Genomic DNA, 18,440 nt, shown 5'->3' with positions numbered 1-18,440 from the left:
ATCAGCTCCGTGGTTCAGCTCCGTGGTCAGCTCGTGTGCTGAGCGTCTCTTCCAGCAGGAGTGCCCACTGTGCCACCACCCGGTCCCGGCGGCCGGTGTCGTCGGTGAGGAGGTTGGCGAGGCCGAGGCCGCGGGCCATGTCGAGGAGGCCCTGGACGGTCTCGCGGACGCCGGGTACGGACTCGTCGGCGCCGAGCAGGTCCACGGCGATGCGGTGTGTCTCGCGGCCGACGCGGGACTCGAGCTCGGTGACCCTGGGGCGGAGCTGGTCCTCGTTGGAGGCGGCGACCCACAGGTGGAGGGCGGCGCGGAAGAGGGGGCCTGTGTAGAGGTCGACGAGGGCGGCGACCACGTCCCGGCGGTCGGCGGCGCCCTCGGGGAAGAGGGCGCGCAGGGCCGTGGAGCGCTCTTCGGCGACGTACTCGACGGCCGCGGTGAACAGGTCCTCGCGGGTCGGGAAGTGGTGCTGGGCGGCGCCTCGGGAGACTCCGGCGCGTTCGGCGACGACGGAGACGGTGGAGCCCGCCCAGCCGTGTTCGGCGAGGCAGGCCACGGCGGCCTCCAGGAGCCGTTGCCGGGTGGCGCGGCTGCGGTCCTGCTTGGGTACGCGTTCGGGGACGCGTTCGCGAACGTGGTCGATTGTGTTCATACCACCCATACCGGATCCCGTCGTTCGAGGAAGGCCGTCATCCCTTCGCGGGCGTGCGGGGTGGAGAACAGCCGGGCCGAGAGCCGGGCCATCTCTCCCAGGTCCTCGTCGAAGCCCTGCAGCACCTTAGCCGTGAGCAGCCGTTTCGTCTCGGCGAGGGACCGGGGGCAGGAGCGGCGCAGGCCGTCGAGCACGGGGGCGAGGACCTCGTCGACGTCGGCGTCGTCGCCCGTGGCCGTGATCAGGCCGATGCGGGCCGCCTCGGCGGGGCCGAAGGTCTCGCCGGTGAGGTAGTAGCGGGCGAGGGCGCGGGGGTCCGTGCGCGGGAGGAGGGGCAGGGAGATGACCGCTGGGGCGACGCCGAGGCGCACCTCGGTGAAGGCGAAGGTGGCCTGTGCGGAGGCCGCGGATATGTCGCAGGCGCCGAGGAGGCCGAGGCCGCCCGCCCTTACGTGCCCCGTGACCCGGGCCACGACGGGCTTGGGCAGCGCGACGATTTTCTTCATCAGCTTGACCACCGCTTTGGGGGGCGGTGGGTCCCGCAGGTCGGCGCCCGCGCTGAAGGTGTTCCCGGTGTGGGTGAGGACGACGGCGCGTACGCCGATGTCGTCGCCGCACTGGGTGAGCGCGTCGGAGAGTTCGCGGACGAGGGTGGCCGACAGGGCGTTGCGGTTGGCCGGTGAGTCGAGGGTCAGGGTGACGATGCCGCGGTGGTGTGAGGCGTGGACGAGGTCGGTCACGACTTCTCCCTCAGTTCCTGGACCTTGCGCTGTTCCTGGAGGTCGCGCAGGTCGCGGCGGAGGATCTTGCCGGAGGCGGCGCGGGGGACGCCGGCGATGAAGGTGACGCGGCGGACGCGTTTGTAGGGGGCGACGCGTTCGGCGACGTACATCATGACCTCGCCTTCGGTGAGGTCGGTCGCGGTGGGCTGGCGGACGACATAGGCGTGCGGGACCTCGTTGTTGTCGTCGTTGTAGAAGCCGATCACGGCGGCGTCGGCGATGCCGGGGTGGGTGAGGAGGAGGGCTTCGAGTTCGGCGGGGGCGACCTGGAAGCCTTTGTACTTGATGAGTTCCTTGACGCGGTCGACGATGAACAGCCAGCCGCCGGCGTCCGTGTGGCCGACGTCGCCGGTGTGCAGCCAGCCGTCCTCGTCGATCATGGCGGCGGTGGCGTCGGGGCGTCCCAGGTAGCCCTTCATGACCTGGGGGCCGCGGATGAGGATCTCGCCGGCCTCGCCGATGCCGACGTCCTTGGCGGGGTCGTCGAGGGAGACGATCCGCATCTCGGTGCCGGGGAGGAGTTTGCCGACCGTGCCGGGGGGCGCGTCCTGGGTGCTGTCGAAGGGGACCAGGTGGGTGCAGGGTGACAGTTCCGTCATGCCGTAGCCCTGGGCGATGGGGGGCAGGTCCAGGCGGTGGGCGCAGGCGTGGGCGAGGCGGGCGTCCAGGGGCGCGGCGGCGGAGATGATGTGTTTCAGGGACGACAGGTCGTACTGGGTGACCGCCGGGTGCTTGGCGAGGGCGAGGACGATCGGTGGGGCCACGTACAGGTGGGTGATGCGGTGCGTCTCGATCGCGGCGAGGAACGTCTCGAGGTCGAAGCGCGGCAGGACGACGACGGTGGCGCCGAGCCTCAGGGGGGCGTTCATGAGGGCCGTGAGCCCGTAGATGTGGAAGAAGGGCAGGACGGCGAGGACGCGGTCGCCGGGGCCCACCGTCATGACGGGTTCGAGTTGGGCGAGGTTGGTGGCGATGGACCGGTGGGTGAGCATGACGCCCTTGGGGACGCCGGTCGTGCCGGAGGAGTACGGCAGGGCGGCGACGTCCTCGACGGGGTCGGTGGTCAGGTGCGGTTCGGGGGCGGTGGTGGCGAGCATGTCGATCAGGGAGCGGTGTCCGGGTGCGCTGTCGCAGACGAATATCTCCCTGATGCCGCCGGCGCGTTCGGCGGCGGTGCGGGCCGTCTCCAGCAGCGGGGAGACGGTGACGATCCAGCGGGCGCCGGAGTCGGTGAGCTGTTTGGCGAGTTCGTCGGGTGTGGCGAGCGGGTGGACGGTGGTGACGGAGGCGCCCGCGCGTGTGGCGGCGTAGAAGGCCGTCGGGAAGGCGATCGTGTTCGGGCTGTGCAGGGCGAGCACGTCGCCCTTCTCGACGCCGGTGTCGGCGAACGCGGCGGCCAGCCGCCGGTGGAAGCGGTCCAGTTGCTCGTACGTGATCGTGGTGCCGTCGACGCCGTCGATCAGCGCGGGTGTGTCGCCGAACTCGGCGGCCCGGCCCAGGACGGCCTCGTGGATGGGGAGTTCGACGGCCGGGACTTCTGCGTACTCGCTGCGGAACACGGTTCCTCCTCGCACGACGGTGTGCTGCGGGGTACGGCCTGCGACGCCCCCGCACTCAGTACGACTTGGGCAGGCCCAGGGTCTGGTGGGAGACGTAGTTGAGAATCATCTCCCGGCTCACCGGTGCGATACGAGACACGCGCGCGGCCGTGATGAGGGAACCCAGTCCGAACTCGCGGGTGAGGCCGTTGCCGCCGAGGGTGTGCACCGCCTGGTCGACGGCCTTCACGCAGGCCTCCCCGGCGGCGTACTTGGCCATGTTGGCGGCCTCGCCCGCTGCCGCGTCGTCCCCCGAGTCGTAGAGGTGCGCCGCCTTCTGCATCATCAGGCGGGCGAGTTCGAGCTCGATGTGGGCCTGGGCGAGGGGGTGGGCGATGGCCTGGTGGGCGCCGATGGGGGTCTTCCACACGGTGCGGTCGCGGGCGTACTCGACGGCTTTGGCGATCGCGTAGCGGCCCATGCCGATGGCGAACGCGGCGGTCATGATGCGCTCGGGGTTGAGGCCGGCGAAGAGCTGCAGGAGGCCCGCGTCCTCGTCTCCGACGAGCGCGTCGGCGGGGAGCCGTACGTTGTCGAGGGTGAGCTCGAACTGTTTCTCGGCGGAGGTGATCTCCATGTCGATGGGCCGTCGTTCGAAGCCGGGGGTGTCGCGCGGGACGATGAACAGGCAAGGCTTGAGGGTGCCGGATCGGGCGTCTTCCGTGCGGCCGACTATGAGGGTGGCGTCGGCGATGTCCACGCCGGAGACGAACACCTTGCGGCCCGTGAGCAGCCAGTCGCCGTCGGTGTCCCGGCGGGCGGTGGTGGTGATGCGGTGGGAGTTGGAGCCGGCGTCGGGTTCGGTGATGCCGAAGGCCATGGTGCGGAGGCCTCCGGCGAGAGCGGGCAGCCATTCTCGCTTCTGTTGCTCGGTGCCGAAGCGTGCGATCACGGTGCCGCAGATGGCCGGTGAGACGATCATCATCAGCAGGGGGGCGCCGGCTGCGCCGAGCTCTTCGAGGACCATGGAGAGTTCGTAGATGCCGCCGCCTCCGCCGCCGTGCTCCTCGGGGAGGTTGACGCCGAGGTAGCCGAGTTCGGCTGCCTCCTGCCAGAGTGCCTCTCGGTCGTAGGTGCGGCCGTGGCGTTTGCCGAGGGCGGAGACGGCGGTTCGTAGGGCCTTGTGTTCGTCGGTTTCCATGACGGGGGACATGGGGCTCCTAAGGGGGTGGGACAGGTTGTTCGTTGGAGGGTGCGGGTTTGTTGTGGCTGGTCGCGCCCACGCGGCGGAGCCGCATGATCGACACAGCCCCGCGCCCCTACTGGGCCTCCTGCACCACGGCCAATAGGGCACCCACCTGCACTTGCTCGCCCGGGACTGGGTGCAGGGCCGTGAGTGTGCCCGTTGTCGGGGCTGTGATCCTGTGTTCCATCTTCATCGCCTCCAGCCAGAGGAGGGGCTGGCCCGCCTCCACCCGGGATCCCTCGGTCAGGCCCTCGGCGACTCGTACGACCGTGCCCGGCATGGGGGCCAGCAGGGAGCCGGGGGCGTGCTGGGCTGTCGGGTCGGGGAAGCGGGGCAGGGCCTTGAGGGCGGTGTTGTTGACGTACACCTCGTCGCCGTGGCGGGCCACCTCGAACCTTCGCTGGACGCCGTCGGTCTCCAGGACCACGAGATCCGACGTCACGCGGACGACCCGTACCCCGTCCGCCGTCAGGCCCTCGCGTGTGTGCCGGTAGTGGACCTCGTGTTCCTCGCCCGCCATGGTGTAGCGCTTGGTCTGGGGCTGGGAGGGGAGGTTGCGCCAGGCGCCGAAGCGGGAGCGGCCGTGGGTGTCGGCGAGGGCGGCGGCCAGGGGGGCGTACGGGTCACCGGTTCCCTGGCCGGTCAGGGTTTGCAGGTGGCGGTCGTAGAAGCCGGTGTCCATGCGGGCCGTGGTGAACTCCTCGTGCCTGAGTGAGCGTACGAGGAGGTCCCTGTTGGTCGTCGGGCCGTGGATCCGCGCGCGTTCGAGGGCGCCCGCGAGTTTGCGCAGGGCCTCGGCGCGGGTGGGGGCGTGGGCGACGACCTTGGCGAGCAGGGGGTCGTAGTGGACGCCGATGGGGTCGCCGTCCGTGTAGCCGGTGTCCAGGCGGACGCCGTCCGGGACGGTGAGGCGGTGCAGGGTGCCGGTCTGGGGGGCCCAGTCGCGGGCGGGGTCCTCGGCGTACAGGCGGGCCTCGACGGCGTGACCCTGCGCGCGCGGCGGGTCCTCTTCGAGGGCGTGGCCCTCGGCGACGCGGATCTGCAGGGCGACGAGGTCGATGCCGAACACCGCCTCCGTGACGGGGTGTTCGACCTGGAGGCGGGTGTTCATCTCCAGGAAGTGGGCCGTGTCCCCGGAGACGAGGAACTCGACCGTGCCCGCGCCCACGTAGTCGACGGCCCGGGCGGCGCGTACGGCCATCGTGTGGAGGGAGTCGGTCAGTTCGGGTGACAGGCCCGGTGCCGGGGCTTCCTCGATGACCTTCTGGTGGCGGCGCTGGAGGGAGCAGTCGCGGGTGCCGAGCGGCCACACGGTGCCGTGGGTGTCGGCGAGGATCTGCACCTCGACGTGCCGTCCGCCCTCCACGTAGGGCTCGACGAAGACCTCGTCGTCGCCGAAGGCGCTCAGGGCCTCGGCGCGGGCGGCGGTCAGTTCCGCGTCCAGGTCCTCCAGGCGGCGTACGACCCTCATGCCGCGTCCGCCGCCGCCCGCCGCCGCCTTCACCAGGACGGGCAGGTCGTCCTCGGTGACCTTGTGGAGGGGTTCGAGGCCCATGAGTTCCTTGGCGCGGGTCTTGGACGCCATGGCCTCGATGGCCTCGGGGGGCGGCCCGATCCAGACGAGGCCCGCGTCGAGGACGGCGCGCGCGAAGCCGGGGTTCTCGGAGAGGAAGCCGTACCCGGGGTGGATCGCGTCGGCGCCCGCCGCGACGGCCGCTTTCACGATGAGGTCGCCGCGCAGGTAGGTGTCGGCGGGTGCCGCGCCCGGCAGTCGTACGGTCGCGTCGGCCACGCGCGCGTGCAGGGCGCTCTCGTCGGCGTCGGAGTGCACGGTGACCGTTCGGATTCCCAGCTCACGGCACGTGCGGACGATACGGCAGGCGATCTCGCCCCGGTTGGCGATCAGCAGACTCGTCATCATGGGCCTCACATCCGGAAGACGCCGAAGCCACCGCGCGCGCCCTCGTACGGCGCCGTGTGGATCGCGGACAGGCACAGGCCGAGGACGGTACGGGTGTCGCGCGGGTCGATGACCCCGTCGTCGTACAGCCGCCCGGACAGGAACATCGGCAGGGACTCGGACTCGATCTGCTGCTCCACCATCGCGCGCAGGGCGGCGTCCCCTTCCTCGTCGTAGGGCTGTCCCTTCGCGGCCGCCGACTGCCGGGCGACGATGGAGAGGACGCCGGCGAGCTGCTGGGGGCCCATGACGGCCGACTTGGCGCTGGGCCAGGCGAACAGGAAGCGGGGGTCGTAGGCGCGTCCGCACATGCCGTAGTGGCCGGCGCCGTACGACGCGCCCATGAGGACGGAGAGGTGGGGGACGCGGCTGTTGCTGACCGCGTTGATCATCATCGCGCCGTGCTTGATGATGCCGCCCTGCTCGTACTCCTTGCCGACCATGTAGCCGGTGGTGTTGTGGAGGAAGAGGAGGGGGATGTCGCGCTGGTTGGCGAGCTGGATGAACTGGGCGGCCTTCTGCGACTCCTCGCTGAAGAGGACCCCCTGGGCGTTGGCCAGGATGCCGACCGGGTAGCCGTGGAGGGTGGCCCAGCCGGTGGCGAGGCTCGTCCCGTACAGCGGCTTGAACTCGTCGAAGTCGGAGGCGTCGACGATCCGGGCGACGACCTCGCGCGGGTCGAAGGGGGCGCGCAGGTCGCCCGGGACGATGCCGAGGAGTTCGTCCTCGTCGTACTTGGGGGGTTCGGCCGGGCCCGGGTCGCCGTACGCCTTGCGGTGGTTGAGGCGGGCGACGACGCGGCGGGCCTGGCGCAGGGCGTCCGGCTCGTCGAGGGCGAAGTGGTCGGCGAGGCCCGACACGCGCGCGTGCATGTCGGCCCCGCCCAGGGACTCGTCGTCGCTCTCCTCCCCCGTGGCCATCTTCACCAGCGGCGGGCCGCCGAGGAACACCTTCGCCCGTTCCTTGACCATGATCACGTGGTCGGACATGCCGGGGATGTACGCGCCTCCGGCGGTGGAGTTGCCGAAGACGACGGCGACGGTGGGGATGCCGGCGGCGGAGAGCCGGGTGAGGTCGCGGAAGACGGCCCCGCCCGGGATGAAGATCTCCTTCTGCGAGGGCAGGTCGGCGCCGCCCGACTCGACGAGGCTGATGAGCGGCAGCCGGTTGGCGAGGGCGATGTCGTGGGCGCGGAGGGCCTTCCTCAGGCTCCAGGGGTTGCTGGCGCCGCCGCGTACGGTCGGGTCGTTCGCGGTGATCAGGCACTCCACGCCCTCGACGACCCCGATGCCGGTGACGAGAGAGGCGCCCACCGTGTAGTCGCTGCCCCAGGCGGCGAGCGGGGACAGTTCCAGGAAGGGGGTGTCGGGGTCGAGGAGCAGCTCGATGCGTTCGCGGGCGAGCAGCTTGCCGCGCTTCCGGTGCCGGGCGACGTACTTCTCGCCGCCGCCCGCGAGGGCCCTCGCGTGCTCGGTGTCGAGTTCGGCGAGCCTGGTGAGCATGGCCTGGCGGTTGGCCGTGTAGTCGGGGCTCTTGGTGTCGAGGGCGGAGCTGATGACCGTCACAGGAGGTTCTCCGGGATGTCCAGGTGGCGGGAGCGCAGCCATTCGCCGAGGGCCTTGGCCTGGGGGTCGAAGCGGGCCTGGGATGCCACGCCCTCGCCGAGGATGCCCTCGACGACGAAGTTGAGGGCACGGAGGTTCGGCAGGGCGTGGCGGGTGAGGGGCGACTTCGCCGTCTCCGGGAGGAGTTCGCGGAAGCGGTCGACCGTGAGGGTGTGCGCGAGCCACCGCCAGGCGTCGTCCGAGCGGGCCCAGACGCCGACGTTGGCGTTGCCGCCCTTGTCCCCGCTGCGGGCGCCCGCGACCAGGCCGAGGGGGGCGCGCCTCGCCGGGCCCTGCGGCGGCGGAGGCGGCAGGGGTGGCTCCGGGACGTCGCCGAGTACGAGGGTGTCGCGGGCCGGGGACACGGGGATCCGGCGTCCGTCGTGGAGGACGGCGACATGGTCGACGGCGTCATGGGGGACGTACGCGTCCTCGAAGACCCCGTAGGGCGCGCCCTTTCCGGGTGGCGCCAGCAGGTGGAAGCCCGGGTAACTGGCCAGCGCCAGCTCCACGGCGGCCCCGCTCAGCGCCCGCCCGGCCACCGCCTGGTCCGGATCCCGTACGACGAGCCGCAGCAGCGCGCTCGCGGTCTCCTCGGTCGGGGCGTCGGGCCGGTCGGTGCGGACGAGGTCCCAGCGGACCTCAGCGGGCGGGGACTTGGTGAGCGCGTCGGTCATCTGCTCGCGCACGAGGGCGGCCTTGGCCTCGACGTCGAGGCCGGTGAGGACGAAGGCGACCTCGTTGCGGAAGCCGCCGAGCCGGTTGAGGCCGACCTTGAGGGCCGGGGGCGGTGCCTCGCCGCGCACCCCCTCGATCCGTACCCGGTCGGGTCCCTCCCGGGTGAGCCGTACGGTGTCGAGGCGGGCGGTGACGTCGGGTCCCGCGTACCGGGCGCCCGTCGTCTCGTACAGAAGCTGGGCGGTCACCGTGCCGACGTCGACCAGACCGCCCGTGCCGGGGTGCTTGGTGATGACACAGCTGCCGTCCTCGTGGAGCTCCGCCAGGGGGAACCCGGGCCGGCGGACGTCGCCGTCCTGGAAGAACGCGTAGTTGCCGCCGGTGGCCTGGGTGCCGCACTCCAGCACGTGCCCGGCGACGACGGCGCCCGCGAGCCGGTCGTGGTCGTCCGGCGTCCAGCCGAAGTGGGCGGCGGCGGGGCCGGTGACGAGGGCCGCGTCGGTGACCCGCCCGGTGACGACGACGTCGGCGCCCTCCCGCAGGCAGGCCGCGATACCGAACCCGCCGAGGTAGGCGTGCGCGGCGAGGGTGCCTGGATGGCGGTGCGTGAGGTCGTCGCCCTCGACGTGGGCGACCCGGACGGGGATGCCGAGCCGGTCGGCCAACTGCCGTACGGCGTCGGCGAGTCCGGCCGGGTTGAGGCCGCCGGCGTTGGTGACGACACGGACGCCGCGGTCGTGCGCGAGGCCGAGGCACTCCTCCAGCTGACGGAGGAAGGTGCGGGCGTACCCGGCGGCCGGGTCCTTCAGGCGGTCGCGGCCGAGGATGAGCATGGTGAGCTCGGCGAGGTAGTCGCCGGTGAGGACGTCGAGCTCGCCGCCGGTGAGCATCTCGCGCATCGCGTCGAAGCGGTCGCCGTAGAAGCCGGAGGCGTTGCCGATGCGGAGGGTCACTGTGCCGCTCCCTCGGGCGGGCGACCGGCTCCCGGCGGGCCCGCGAAGGCCTGGGCGATGTCCAGCCACCGGTCCGCGTCGGCGCCGTCCGCGCGCAGGGCGAGGTCGGCGCGGTGCGCCCGCTGGGTGACCAGGAGGCAGAAGTCGAGGGCGGGGCCGGTGACGCGTTGCAAGGCATCGTCGGGGCCGTACGTCCACGACTCGCCGGACGGGCCGAGGAGTTCGACCCGGAACTCCTCGAACGGCGGGGTCAGTCCGTGCACGCCGAAGGCGAAGTCACGGGTGCGGACGCCGAGGCGCGCGATGTGCCGGAGCCGGTCGGTGGGGATGCGGGCCGCGCCCAGCGCGTCGGCGACGTCCAGGCCGTGGGCCCAGGTCTCCATGAGGCGGGCGGTGGCCATGGAGGCCGTGGACATGGGCGGGCCGTACCAGGGGAACCGGGCACCGTCGGGTGCGGCGCGCAGGGCGCCCTCCAGGGCCTCGCGCCCGGCCCGCCAGTCCGCGAGCAGCCGCGCGGGCGGCTTCCCGGCGCCCTCCTCCGCTCCGTTGTCCACGAAGTTCCCGGGCGAGGTCAGCGCCGCCTCGACCTCGCGGGCGAAGGCGTCCTGATCGGTCACGGCCAGCACGGAGGCGCGGTCGGTCCAGGCGAGGTGCGCGATCTGGTGGGCGACGGTCCAGCCGGGGGCCGGGGTCGCAAGCGCCCACTGCTCCGGGCTCAACTCGCCCACGAGCAGGTCGAGCTCCTCGCTCTCGGCGCACAGGTCGTCGATCACGGGCATCGGGTCGGACATGGGGGTGAGCATGGCAGTGGGAACAAAAACAAGCAAGCGTGCTTGCATTTTTGATGCGGCCGACTCGCGCGCCGCGGAGGTAAGCCTCAATCAGGTTTACACACCTGACGAGGGTCACTACCCTAAACCTCGAAGTCCAATGGACTGAACGTCCGCCCTGCCACACACTCTCCCCTGAGCCCTTGGACGGCCCTGTGAACCTCCCCAGCGTTGACCAGTCCGCGCCCGCCCACGTCCCCGCCCACACCGGCCGGCCGCACGGGCGCGGCTCCCTCGGGCCGGTCGGGCTGGTGCTCGCCGGCGGGATCTCGGTGCAGTTCGGTGGGGCACTGGCCGTGAGTCTGATGCCGCGCGTCGGAGCGCTCGGCGTGGTGACGCTGCGGCTGCTGGTGGCCGCGGTCGTGATGCTCGTCGTCTGCCGGCCCCGGATGCGGGGGCACTCCCGTACCGACTGGGGCACGGTGGTCGCCTTCGGCGTCACGATGGCCGCGATGAACGGCCTCTTCTACCAGGCGGTCGCCCGCATCCCCCTCGGACCCGCGGTCACGCTGGAGGTGCTCGGCCCGCTCGCGCTGTCCGTGCTCGCGTCCCGTCGCGCGGTGAACCTGGTCTGGGCCGGGCTGGCCCTCGCCGGGGTCTTCCTGCTCAGCGGCGGGGGCTTCGGCGACCTGGACCCGGTCGGCGTCGGCTTCGCCCTGAGCGCCGGGGCCATGTGGGCGACGTACATCGTCTTCAGCGCGCGTACGGGACGCCGCTTCCCGCAGGCCGACGGGCTGGCGCTGGCGATGGCGGTCGCGGCGGTGCTGTTCCTGCCGCTCGGGGCCGTGGAGGCCGGGGCACGGCTGCTCGACCCGGTCACGATCGCGCTGGGCGCCGCCGTCGCCGTACTGTCGTCCGTCCTGCCGTACACGCTGGAACTCCTCGCCCTGCGCCGACTGCCCGCCTCCACCTTCGCCGTCCTCATGAGCCTCGAACCGGGCATCGCCGCGGCAGCCGGCTTCCTGGTCCTCGGCCAGGCCCTCTCCCCCACCGAGGCCCTCGCGATCGCGCTGGTCATCGTGGCGAGCATGGGGGCGGTGCGGACGCAGGTGGGGCGCAAGGGCTAGGCGGGTCTTAGGGCCCTGCTAGGCCTGGTCTTCGCCGTCGCGCTCCTTGGGACGCTCGGCGACGAAGGAGCCGAGGAGGAACTCGTAGTGGCCCGTGAACGGAACCAATAACCGTTCCGGACAGCCGGGGGCGGCGGCTGAAGCAGCTGAACTGAGCCCGACGGGCAAGCTGTCCGCGGAGCGTGAACACTTTCCCGCGAAGTGTTCACGCTCCGCGGACCCACCCCCCTCAACTTCCCGCAGAGAGCCACGGCCAGTTTCGTGCTTCCCGGGGTAGGTCGGCATGGCGAACCCGGTGTCATATGAGGCGTTCCACAGCGGAGTGCAGTTGCTCGACGTGATGTTCACTTTCGGGCTTCATGAGCACGCTGCGCAGGATCCGGGCGCCCTCGGCGTCGCGATCGATCTTGGGATGACGGTGGGTGAAAGCGTCGGCGGAGGCCCGGAGGGTGCTGACAAAGACGGCGTCGGGGGCGGTCATGCCGTCGTTCAGGACACGGGCAGACGTGCGGTCGATCGCGGAGAGGGCGGCCGGCTCGACGGCGGGGAAGTAGCTGACGATGTCGAGTTCGGGCGGCTGATACAGGGTCAGAAGATCAGAGGCGTCGATGAGTTCGGCCCATCGCAGGGCTGCTCTGCGTCCCGCCGCCAAGACGCGCCCCAGCCCGTGCGGGGTGGGCGGCAGCAGCCGGAAGGTGAGCCAGAGAGCCGCGGCCGAGGCGCCGGCCCGGGAGCATTCGAGGCTGATCTCGCCGAGGTGCAGGTCGGTGGAGGTGAAGTACGTGTACGGGGAGTCGTGCAGGTAGAAACGCCCCACCTCGGGGTCGCGGAAAAGGACCGCGCCGCATCCGTAGGGCTGGAGCCCGTGTTTGTGCGGGTCGATGACCACGGAGTCGCACTCTGCGATGGCCCGCCAGGGCTCCGGCGCGAGCCCCTCCGGCCCGTCGGCGCCGGCCAGCAGGGTGAAGAAACCGCCGTACGCGGCGTCCACATGGACCCGGGCACCGTATCGCCGGCACAGCGGCAGCGCCTGGTGCACGGGGTCGATCGCGCCGAGACCGGTGGTCCCGGTGGTGAGCACGACCGTGCCCACCTGCCCGGTGCGCAGCAGCTCCTCCAGGGCCTGGAGATCGATGCGGCCCGCGCTGTCGGTGGCGACGGCGTGCCCTTCCACTCCGAGTACGCCGCACATGCGGCCGTGCGTGTAGTGGGCCTCGGCGCTGTAGGCGACTCCCTTGGCGGGGTGGCTCTCCCGGGCGACGAAGAGAGCCTCCAGGTTGGCGATCGTGCCGCTGGTGGTGAGGTGACCCAGATGCGTGTCGAAGCCGAACATCGCCGCCAGCTGCGCCACGGCCTCGCGCTCCATGCGCGCGGTGGCGGGGCCGCCGTCCAGGGCGTGGTTGTTCGGATTGATCAACATGGCGGTGAGGTAGCCGACCACGGCGGCCGGGTGCGGCGGCTTGAGCATCTGGCCCGCGTACCGGGGGTGGAAGAAGGGGTAGTTGTCCCGAAGCCGGTCCGTGAACTCGGCGAACGCGGGGGCGAACACCTCGTCGGTGACCTGCTGCGCGGGGTGCGCCTCATAGGGGCCGAAGCCCGCTGACCAGTCCTGAACCGCCTGGGCCGCTTCCCCCAGCCATCGGTTGAGATCCATGCCCGCTCTCCTTTCGCTCCACTTCCCGCTCCATGCCAGGTCGCCGGTGACAGAGGGCGTCCCGTTGGGTAGCTTTAGTTGAGCAGTCAGCGAGTGAGTAGTCAACTAACTAGTTTGGACCCGAAGGGAATCTTCTGGTGGGCAACGGTGACGACGCGGAACGCCAGGCCGCACAGGCGGCAGGCAGCGAGCTGGTGCACGACTTCGGCCTGCTCTTCAAGGCCGCGGCTCGCCTAGAGCACCGGATCGACGCGGCGTTGCGGGCGCGCTGCGGCATCCACCACACCATGTTCGAACTCTTGATCCGGCTCTGCCGCCAACCCGGCGAGGAGGTTTCCCAGCGCACCCTCGGCCACGAACTCGTCCTCACCAGCAGCGGCACCACACGGCTGATCGACCGCATGGAGGAGGCCGGCCTCGTCCGCCGCCGCCCCTCCCCGACGGACCGGCGCGTCACCATCGTGGAAGCCACTGAACAGGGACGTGCCGTCTTCCTTGAGGCATCCGCTGTCCATGCGGAGGTCGTCGAGGAATGCTTTGTGACCCCCGTGGCCGAAGACGACTACCCCTCACTCATCCGAGCCCTGACCGAGATCAACAGAGCCGTGCCAGGCAGTGCACCGCCTGCAACCCGTCGATAGCTCTTGGACCGAGGGGCGAATGGATCACTTGCGGCACGTGGCCCGGACGGACGCGCCATGGGCAGTGCCGGCTGATGACCTGCGCCGTCCCCCGCCCCGCCGTCGCGGGGGCGTCCTCGGTTTTCCGTCCGATGGCCGCGGCCGCCCGCTTAGGCTTCTGGCCGGGGGACCAGGGGACCAGGGGGAAGAGAACCGATGAACAACGCGACCGAGGTGTTCCAGCCGCTGCAGGCGGATGATCCGCCCGTCGTGGCCGGTTACCGCCTCGCCGCCCGGTTGGGCGCGGGCGGCATGGGCCGGGTCTACCTGTCGCACACGCAGGGCGGCCGGCCGGTGGCGATCAAGGTGGTGCGGCCGGAACTGGCCGACGACCCCGCCTTCCGGCGGCGGTTCCGCCGGGAGGTCGAGGCGGCCCGGCGCGTCCGGGGCGCCTACACCGCCGAGTTGATCGACGCCGACGCGGACGGCGTACCGCCCTGGCTGGCCACGCTGTACGTGCCCGGGCCCTCCCTGACGGAGGCCGTCGCCCGGCGCGGACCGCTGCCCGCGCCCGCTGTGCTGTGGCTGATGGCGGGGGTGGCCGAGGCGCTGCAGGCCATCCACGGCACCGGCATCGTGCACCGCGACCTCAAACCGTCGAACGTGCTGCTGGCCGCCGACGGGCCCCGCGTGATCGACTTCGGCATCTCGCTGGCCGCCGACTTCACCTCGCACACCGCCACGGGCTCCGCCGTCGGTACGCCCCACTTCATGGCTCCCGAGCAGGCGTCCGGGGGTGAGGTGACGCCGGCGACCGACATCTTCGCGCTGGGCCAGACGGCCGCGTTCGCGGCGCTGGGTGAGCCGCTGTACGGGGACGGCTCCGCCGTCGGCGTGCTGTACCGGATCGTGCACTCCGAACCCGACCTGTCACGCCTGCCCGCACCGCTCCGCCCGCTGATCGCCCGGTGCCTGGCCGCCGCTCCGGAGGAGCGGGCGACCCCGGCGGAGGTCGTCGAATGGTGCCGGCAGCGGCTCGGCCGGGGCCCCGACGCGGACGCGGGAGTGTCCGTCTGGCGGGACGTCATGGGGCCGGAAGTGACGGTTCCGGCCCCGGTCCCCGACCCCACCCGGGTGCTGCACACACAGCCGCTGATCGCACCGCCGCGGCCACCGGGCCCGGACGTGGTGCGGGCACGAAGACGGCGTAACGCCCTGATCACGGCCGTGGCCATGACGGCGGGGGCGCTGGTGCTGACGAGCATGGCCTGGCTGGTCGCGGACGGCGGAAGCAGGTTCCGCGACTGGGTCGCCGGCGCACCGTCGACGCCCGGCCCGAAGGAGTCCGCGGGGGCGTCGACGCCGGAGTCGGCAAAGGGGTCGTCCAAGGGGTCGACAACGGGGTCGCCGTCCGCGCCGGCGTCGGGAGCCGGCGGTGGGGCGCCGGAAGCCTCACAGCCCTCCTCGACCGCGCCCGGGACACCGCGAGCCGAACCGTACCCACTCCAGCGGCTGGACGCGAAGACCTCGCTGAGCTTCGACAAACCGGTCCAGCGCTCGGACCGCGAGGGGGACATCCGCTTCAACTGCGAGGAGACCGGCTGCGAGCTGGAGAGCGACACCAGCGTGTTCATGCAGATGTTCGGCGGGTCGGGGACTTCCCTCGATGAGTGCCGGTTCTTCCTCAACAGCGCCAGGAAGCGCAGCTGGACGCTGGCCTCGACGGCGAACGGCAGCGAGATCTGCGTCAAGCACTCCTCCGGGGACATCGCGCTGCTCACGATCCAGACGAAGTCGACGGCGGTACCCGAACTCGCCTTCCTGCAGCTGGACATGACGATCTGGAGGGCGGACTAGGAGCTGTCGTCCTCGGTCCGCTCCAGAGCCTCCGCCAGCACCTCCGCCAGGTGCCTCCCCTCGCGTCCCGCGAGCTGTTCCAGCTGCGTACGGCACGAGAAGCCGTCCGCCAGGATCACCGTGTCCTCCGTCGCCGTCCGGACCGCGGGCAGCAGCTGCTCCTCCGCGCACGCGGCCGACACGTCGTAGTGGCCCTTCTCGAAGCCGAAGTTGCCCGCGAGACCGCAGCAGCCGCCGCTCAGCTCGCCGGTCAGGCCGGCCGCCTCGCGCAGGCGGCGCTCCGCCGCGTCGCCGAGGACCGCGTGCTGGTGGCAGTGGGTCTGGCCCATGGCCGGGCGGTTCAGCACGGGAGGGGTCCAGTGGGGGGCGTAACGCTCCAGTGCCTCCGCGAAGGTGACGACGGAGGCGGCCAGGCGGGCCGCGCGCGGATCGTCGTGCAGCAGCTCCGGGAGATCCGTGCGCAGGGCGGCGGCGCAGCTCGGTTCCAGGACCACGATGGGTGGGGGCTCCGGGGTGAGGCCGGGGACGAGGAGCGGGTCCAGCAGGTCCAGGGTGCGCCGCATCACCTTGCGGGCGCGGTCCAGTTGGCCCGTCGAGACGTACGTCAGGCCGCAGCAGGCCCGTCCTGTGAGCACCCCGTACGGGTTGAGACGGGGTGAGTCGCAGTCGCCGTCGGACGACTTCCTCAGTTTCGTGGCGGGCGTCGGGAGCACCCAGAGGCCCGCCGCCTCCAGCACCCGCACCGCGGCCCGCCCGACGGACGGCGAGAGGTACTCGGTGAAGGTGTCCGCCCAGAGGTAGACCGTCTGCCCGACACCGACGGGGCTGACGGGGTGCTTGCCCAACCTCCGCCGGAACCAGCGGCTGAACGGCTCCCGCGCCAGCCGGGGTATCTCCCGCTCCACCGCCAGCCCGCCCACCCGCTTGGCCGCCCACGCCAACGGACGGAGCGACGTGAGGGTGTTGACCAGCCGGGCCGTCCGCGTGCGCGCCACCAGGCCCAGCCACACCGGCAGCCACCCCATCGCGTAGTGCGCGGCCGGGCGCCGGCGGCCGGCGTAGTGGTGGTGCAGGAACTCCGCCTTGTACGTGGCCATGTCGACCCCGACCGGGCAGTCCGAGCGGCAGCCCCTGCAGGACAGGCACAGGTCCAGCGCGTCGCGGACCTCCGTGGAGTGCCAGCCGTCCGTGACCACCTCGCCCGCCAGCATCTCGTGCAGCAGCCGCGCCCGGCCCCGCGTGGAGTGCTCCTCCTCACCGGTCGCGCGGAAGGAGGGGCACATGACCCCGGAACCGGAACCGACCGCGGTGGTACGGCACTTGGCCACGCCCACGCACCGGCGTACCGCCGCCGAGAAGTCCCCGCCGTCCTCCGGGTACCCGAAGGCGACGTCCACCGGCTTCCTGGGCAGGACGGTGAAGCGAAGGTTCGAGTCGAGCGGTGCGGGGCGGACCAGCATGCCGGGGTTGAGCAGGTCGTCCGGGTCCCACACCCTCTTCGCCCGCTCGAACAGCCGGACCGCCTCCTGCCCGTACATCCTGGGCAGCAGCTCGGCCCGTGCCTGGCCGTCGCCGTGCTCGCCCGACAGGGAGCCTCCGTGGGAGACCACGAGGCCGGCCAGCTCCTCCGAGAAGCGGCGGAAGCGGGCCACTCCCGGCTCCGACATCAGGTCGAAGTCGATACGGACGTGGATGCAGCCGTCCCCGAAGTGGCCGTACGGCGTGCCGCGCAGGCCGTGGGCCGCCAGCAGGGCCCGGAAGTCCCGCAGGTAGGCGCCCAGTCGGGGTGGTGGCACCGCGCAGTCCTCCCAGCCGGGCCAGGCCTCGGTGCCGTCCGGCATACGGGTCGCCGTGCCGCTCGCGTCCTCACGGATGCGCCACAGGGTGCGCTGCGCGGCGGGGTCCGCGACCACGAGCGCGTCCACGACGTCCGCCGCCCGGACGATGCTCTCCGCGCGCGCCCGTGCCTCGGCCGCCGCGTCACCGCCCGTCTCCACGAACAGCCAGGCCCCGCCCCTCGGCAGCCCCGCGCCCTCGCGCACCAGGTCCGCCGCCATGCCCTCCACCGTCAGCGGCCTTCCCCCACGCTCGGCTTCGCTCGCGCGGGGGGACCCCCATGGCAGCAGTCCGGCGGCCGCCTGGGCCGCCGCGCTCTCGTCGGCGTACCCCAGCACGGCCAGCGCACGGGCGCGGGGCGCCTCGACGAGTCGCACGACGGCCTCCGTCAGGATCCCGAGCGTGCCCTCGGAGCCGCAGAAGGAGCGGGCCACGTCCGCGCCGTTCTCGGGCAGCAGGGCGTCCAGGGCGTAGCCCGAAATACGGCGCGGGAGGCCGGAGAGGGAGGGGAAGTCCGTGCGCAGACGCGCCAGTTCGCCCTCCACCAGGGCCCGCAGGCCGTCGGGGGCACCGGCCCAGTCCCGGCCCGGACGCAGCGACTCGCCCGTGCCGCTGATCACCGACAGCTCCCGCACGCTGTCCGCCGTCGTGCCCCAGGCCACCGAGTGGGAACCGCACGAGTTGTTCCCGATCATTCCGCCGAGCGTGCAGCGGCTGTGGGTGGAGGGGTCGGGCCCGAAGCGGAGGCCGTGGGGGGCGGCGGCCTCCTGGAGGCGGTCCAGGACCAGACCCGGCTGGACGACCGCGCTGCGCGCCTCCGGGTCGAGCGACACGAGCCGGTTCATGTGGCGGGTGAAGTCCAGCACCACACCCGTACCCGTGGCCTGGCCCGCGATCGACGTGCCCCCGCCGCGCGCCACGACCGGCACCCCGTGGTCCCGGCAGACGGACAGCGCCGCGGCCACGTCGTCCGCGTCCCGCGGCGCCACCACGGCCAGCGGCACGCGGCGGTAGTTGGAGGCGTCCATGGTCGTCAGCGCCCGCGCGGTCGCGTCGAAGGCGACCTCACCGCGCACGGCGGCCCGCAGCCCGGCCTCCAGCCCGGCCCGCACTTCCCCGAGTTCCGTCATGCCTTCCAGCATGCCCTCCGCCACTGACAGTGACCG

The 18,440-nt window shown here is 72.2% G+C and carries 13 protein-coding genes; 3 read left to right on the top strand and 10 right to left on the bottom strand.

Going from position 1 to position 18,440, the window contains the following annotated elements:
* Nucleotide 1: 1 nt before the first annotated feature.
* From ACZ49J_RS41320 to ACZ49J_RS41285, 8 genes are all read right to left on the bottom strand, one after another.
* A complete protein-coding gene (locus ACZ49J_RS41320; RefSeq protein ID WP_467457114.1) occupies nt 2-658 on the bottom strand; it encodes a TetR/AcrR family transcriptional regulator in 657 nt (218 codons plus the stop codon).
* Nucleotides 646-1,389 (bottom strand): enoyl-CoA hydratase family protein, encoded by a 744-nt coding sequence (locus ACZ49J_RS41315; protein ID WP_467457115.1) that lies wholly within the window; start codon nt 1,387-1,389, stop codon nt 646-648. The genes ACZ49J_RS41320 and ACZ49J_RS41315 overlap by 13 nt, the downstream gene beginning before the upstream one ends.
* Nucleotides 1,386-2,990 (bottom strand): 4-coumarate--CoA ligase family protein, encoded by a 1,605-nt coding sequence (locus ACZ49J_RS41310; protein WP_467457116.1) that lies wholly within the window; start codon nt 2,988-2,990, stop codon nt 1,386-1,388. The genes ACZ49J_RS41315 and ACZ49J_RS41310 overlap by 4 nt, the downstream gene beginning before the upstream one ends.
* A 55-nt stretch (nt 2,991-3,045) precedes the next feature.
* Nucleotides 3,046-4,182 (bottom strand): acyl-CoA dehydrogenase family protein, encoded by a 1,137-nt coding sequence (locus ACZ49J_RS41305; protein ID WP_467457117.1) that lies wholly within the window; start codon nt 4,180-4,182, stop codon nt 3,046-3,048.
* A gap of 106 nt (nt 4,183-4,288) precedes the next feature.
* Nucleotides 4,289-6,136: an acetyl/propionyl/methylcrotonyl-CoA carboxylase subunit alpha gene (locus tag ACZ49J_RS41300; RefSeq protein ID WP_467457118.1), complete on the bottom strand. Its 1,848-nt coding sequence runs from the start codon at nt 6,134-6,136 to the stop codon at nt 4,289-4,291.
* A gap of 5 nt (nt 6,137-6,141) precedes the next feature.
* On the bottom strand, nt 6,142-7,740 hold the full coding sequence (locus ACZ49J_RS41295; RefSeq protein ID WP_467457119.1) for an acyl-CoA carboxylase subunit beta: 1,599 nt from the start codon (nt 7,738-7,740) through the stop codon (nt 6,142-6,144).
* A complete protein-coding gene (locus tag ACZ49J_RS41290) occupies nt 7,737-9,410 on the bottom strand; it encodes an acyclic terpene utilization AtuA family protein (protein WP_467457121.1) in 1,674 nt (557 codons plus the stop codon). The genes ACZ49J_RS41295 and ACZ49J_RS41290 overlap by 4 nt, the downstream gene beginning before the upstream one ends.
* Nucleotides 9,407-10,201 (bottom strand): TIGR03084 family metal-binding protein, encoded by a 795-nt coding sequence (locus ACZ49J_RS41285; protein WP_467457122.1) that lies wholly within the window; start codon nt 10,199-10,201, stop codon nt 9,407-9,409. Before ACZ49J_RS41285 ends, ACZ49J_RS41290 begins: the two co-directional genes overlap by 4 nt.
* A 194-nt stretch (nt 10,202-10,395) precedes the next feature.
* Here ACZ49J_RS41285 and ACZ49J_RS41280 point away from each other — a divergent pair, with 194 nt between their 5' ends.
* A complete protein-coding gene (locus tag ACZ49J_RS41280; protein ID WP_467457151.1) occupies nt 10,396-11,307 on the top strand; it encodes an EamA family transporter in 912 nt (303 codons plus the stop codon).
* A 298-nt stretch (nt 11,308-11,605) separates the two neighbouring features.
* On the opposite strand, the gene ACZ49J_RS41275 is transcribed toward ACZ49J_RS41280, so the two are convergent.
* Entirely contained in the window at nt 11,606-12,961 is a 1,356-nt protein-coding gene (locus ACZ49J_RS41275; RefSeq protein ID WP_467457123.1) for a pyridoxal phosphate-dependent decarboxylase family protein, read from the bottom strand.
* Nucleotides 12,962-13,098: 137 nt separating this feature from the next.
* Between ACZ49J_RS41275 and ACZ49J_RS41270 the strand changes: the two genes are divergently transcribed.
* Together ACZ49J_RS41270 and ACZ49J_RS41265 are read left to right on the top strand one after the other, a co-directional pair.
* On the top strand, nt 13,099-13,602 hold the full coding sequence (locus ACZ49J_RS41270) for a MarR family winged helix-turn-helix transcriptional regulator (protein WP_467457124.1): 504 nt from the start codon (nt 13,099-13,101) through the stop codon (nt 13,600-13,602).
* A gap of 195 nt (nt 13,603-13,797) precedes the next feature.
* A complete protein-coding gene (locus ACZ49J_RS41265) occupies nt 13,798-15,438 on the top strand; it encodes a serine/threonine-protein kinase (protein ID WP_467457126.1) in 1,641 nt (546 codons plus the stop codon).
* Here the strand turns inward: ACZ49J_RS41265 and ACZ49J_RS41260 are convergent.
* Nucleotides 15,435-18,404 carry an FAD-binding and (Fe-S)-binding domain-containing protein gene (locus ACZ49J_RS41260; RefSeq protein ID WP_467457127.1) on the bottom strand — a complete coding sequence of 990 codons (2,970 nt, stop codon included), beginning with the start codon at nt 18,402-18,404 and terminating at the stop codon, nt 15,435-15,437. The genes ACZ49J_RS41265 and ACZ49J_RS41260 overlap by 4 nt on opposite strands.
* Nucleotides 18,405-18,440 lie beyond the last annotated feature (36 nt).

The sequence above is a fragment of the Streptomyces sp. NPDC030840 genome (genome assembly GCF_055572015.1).
This window is presented reverse-complemented; position numbering and strand designations above follow the sequence as displayed.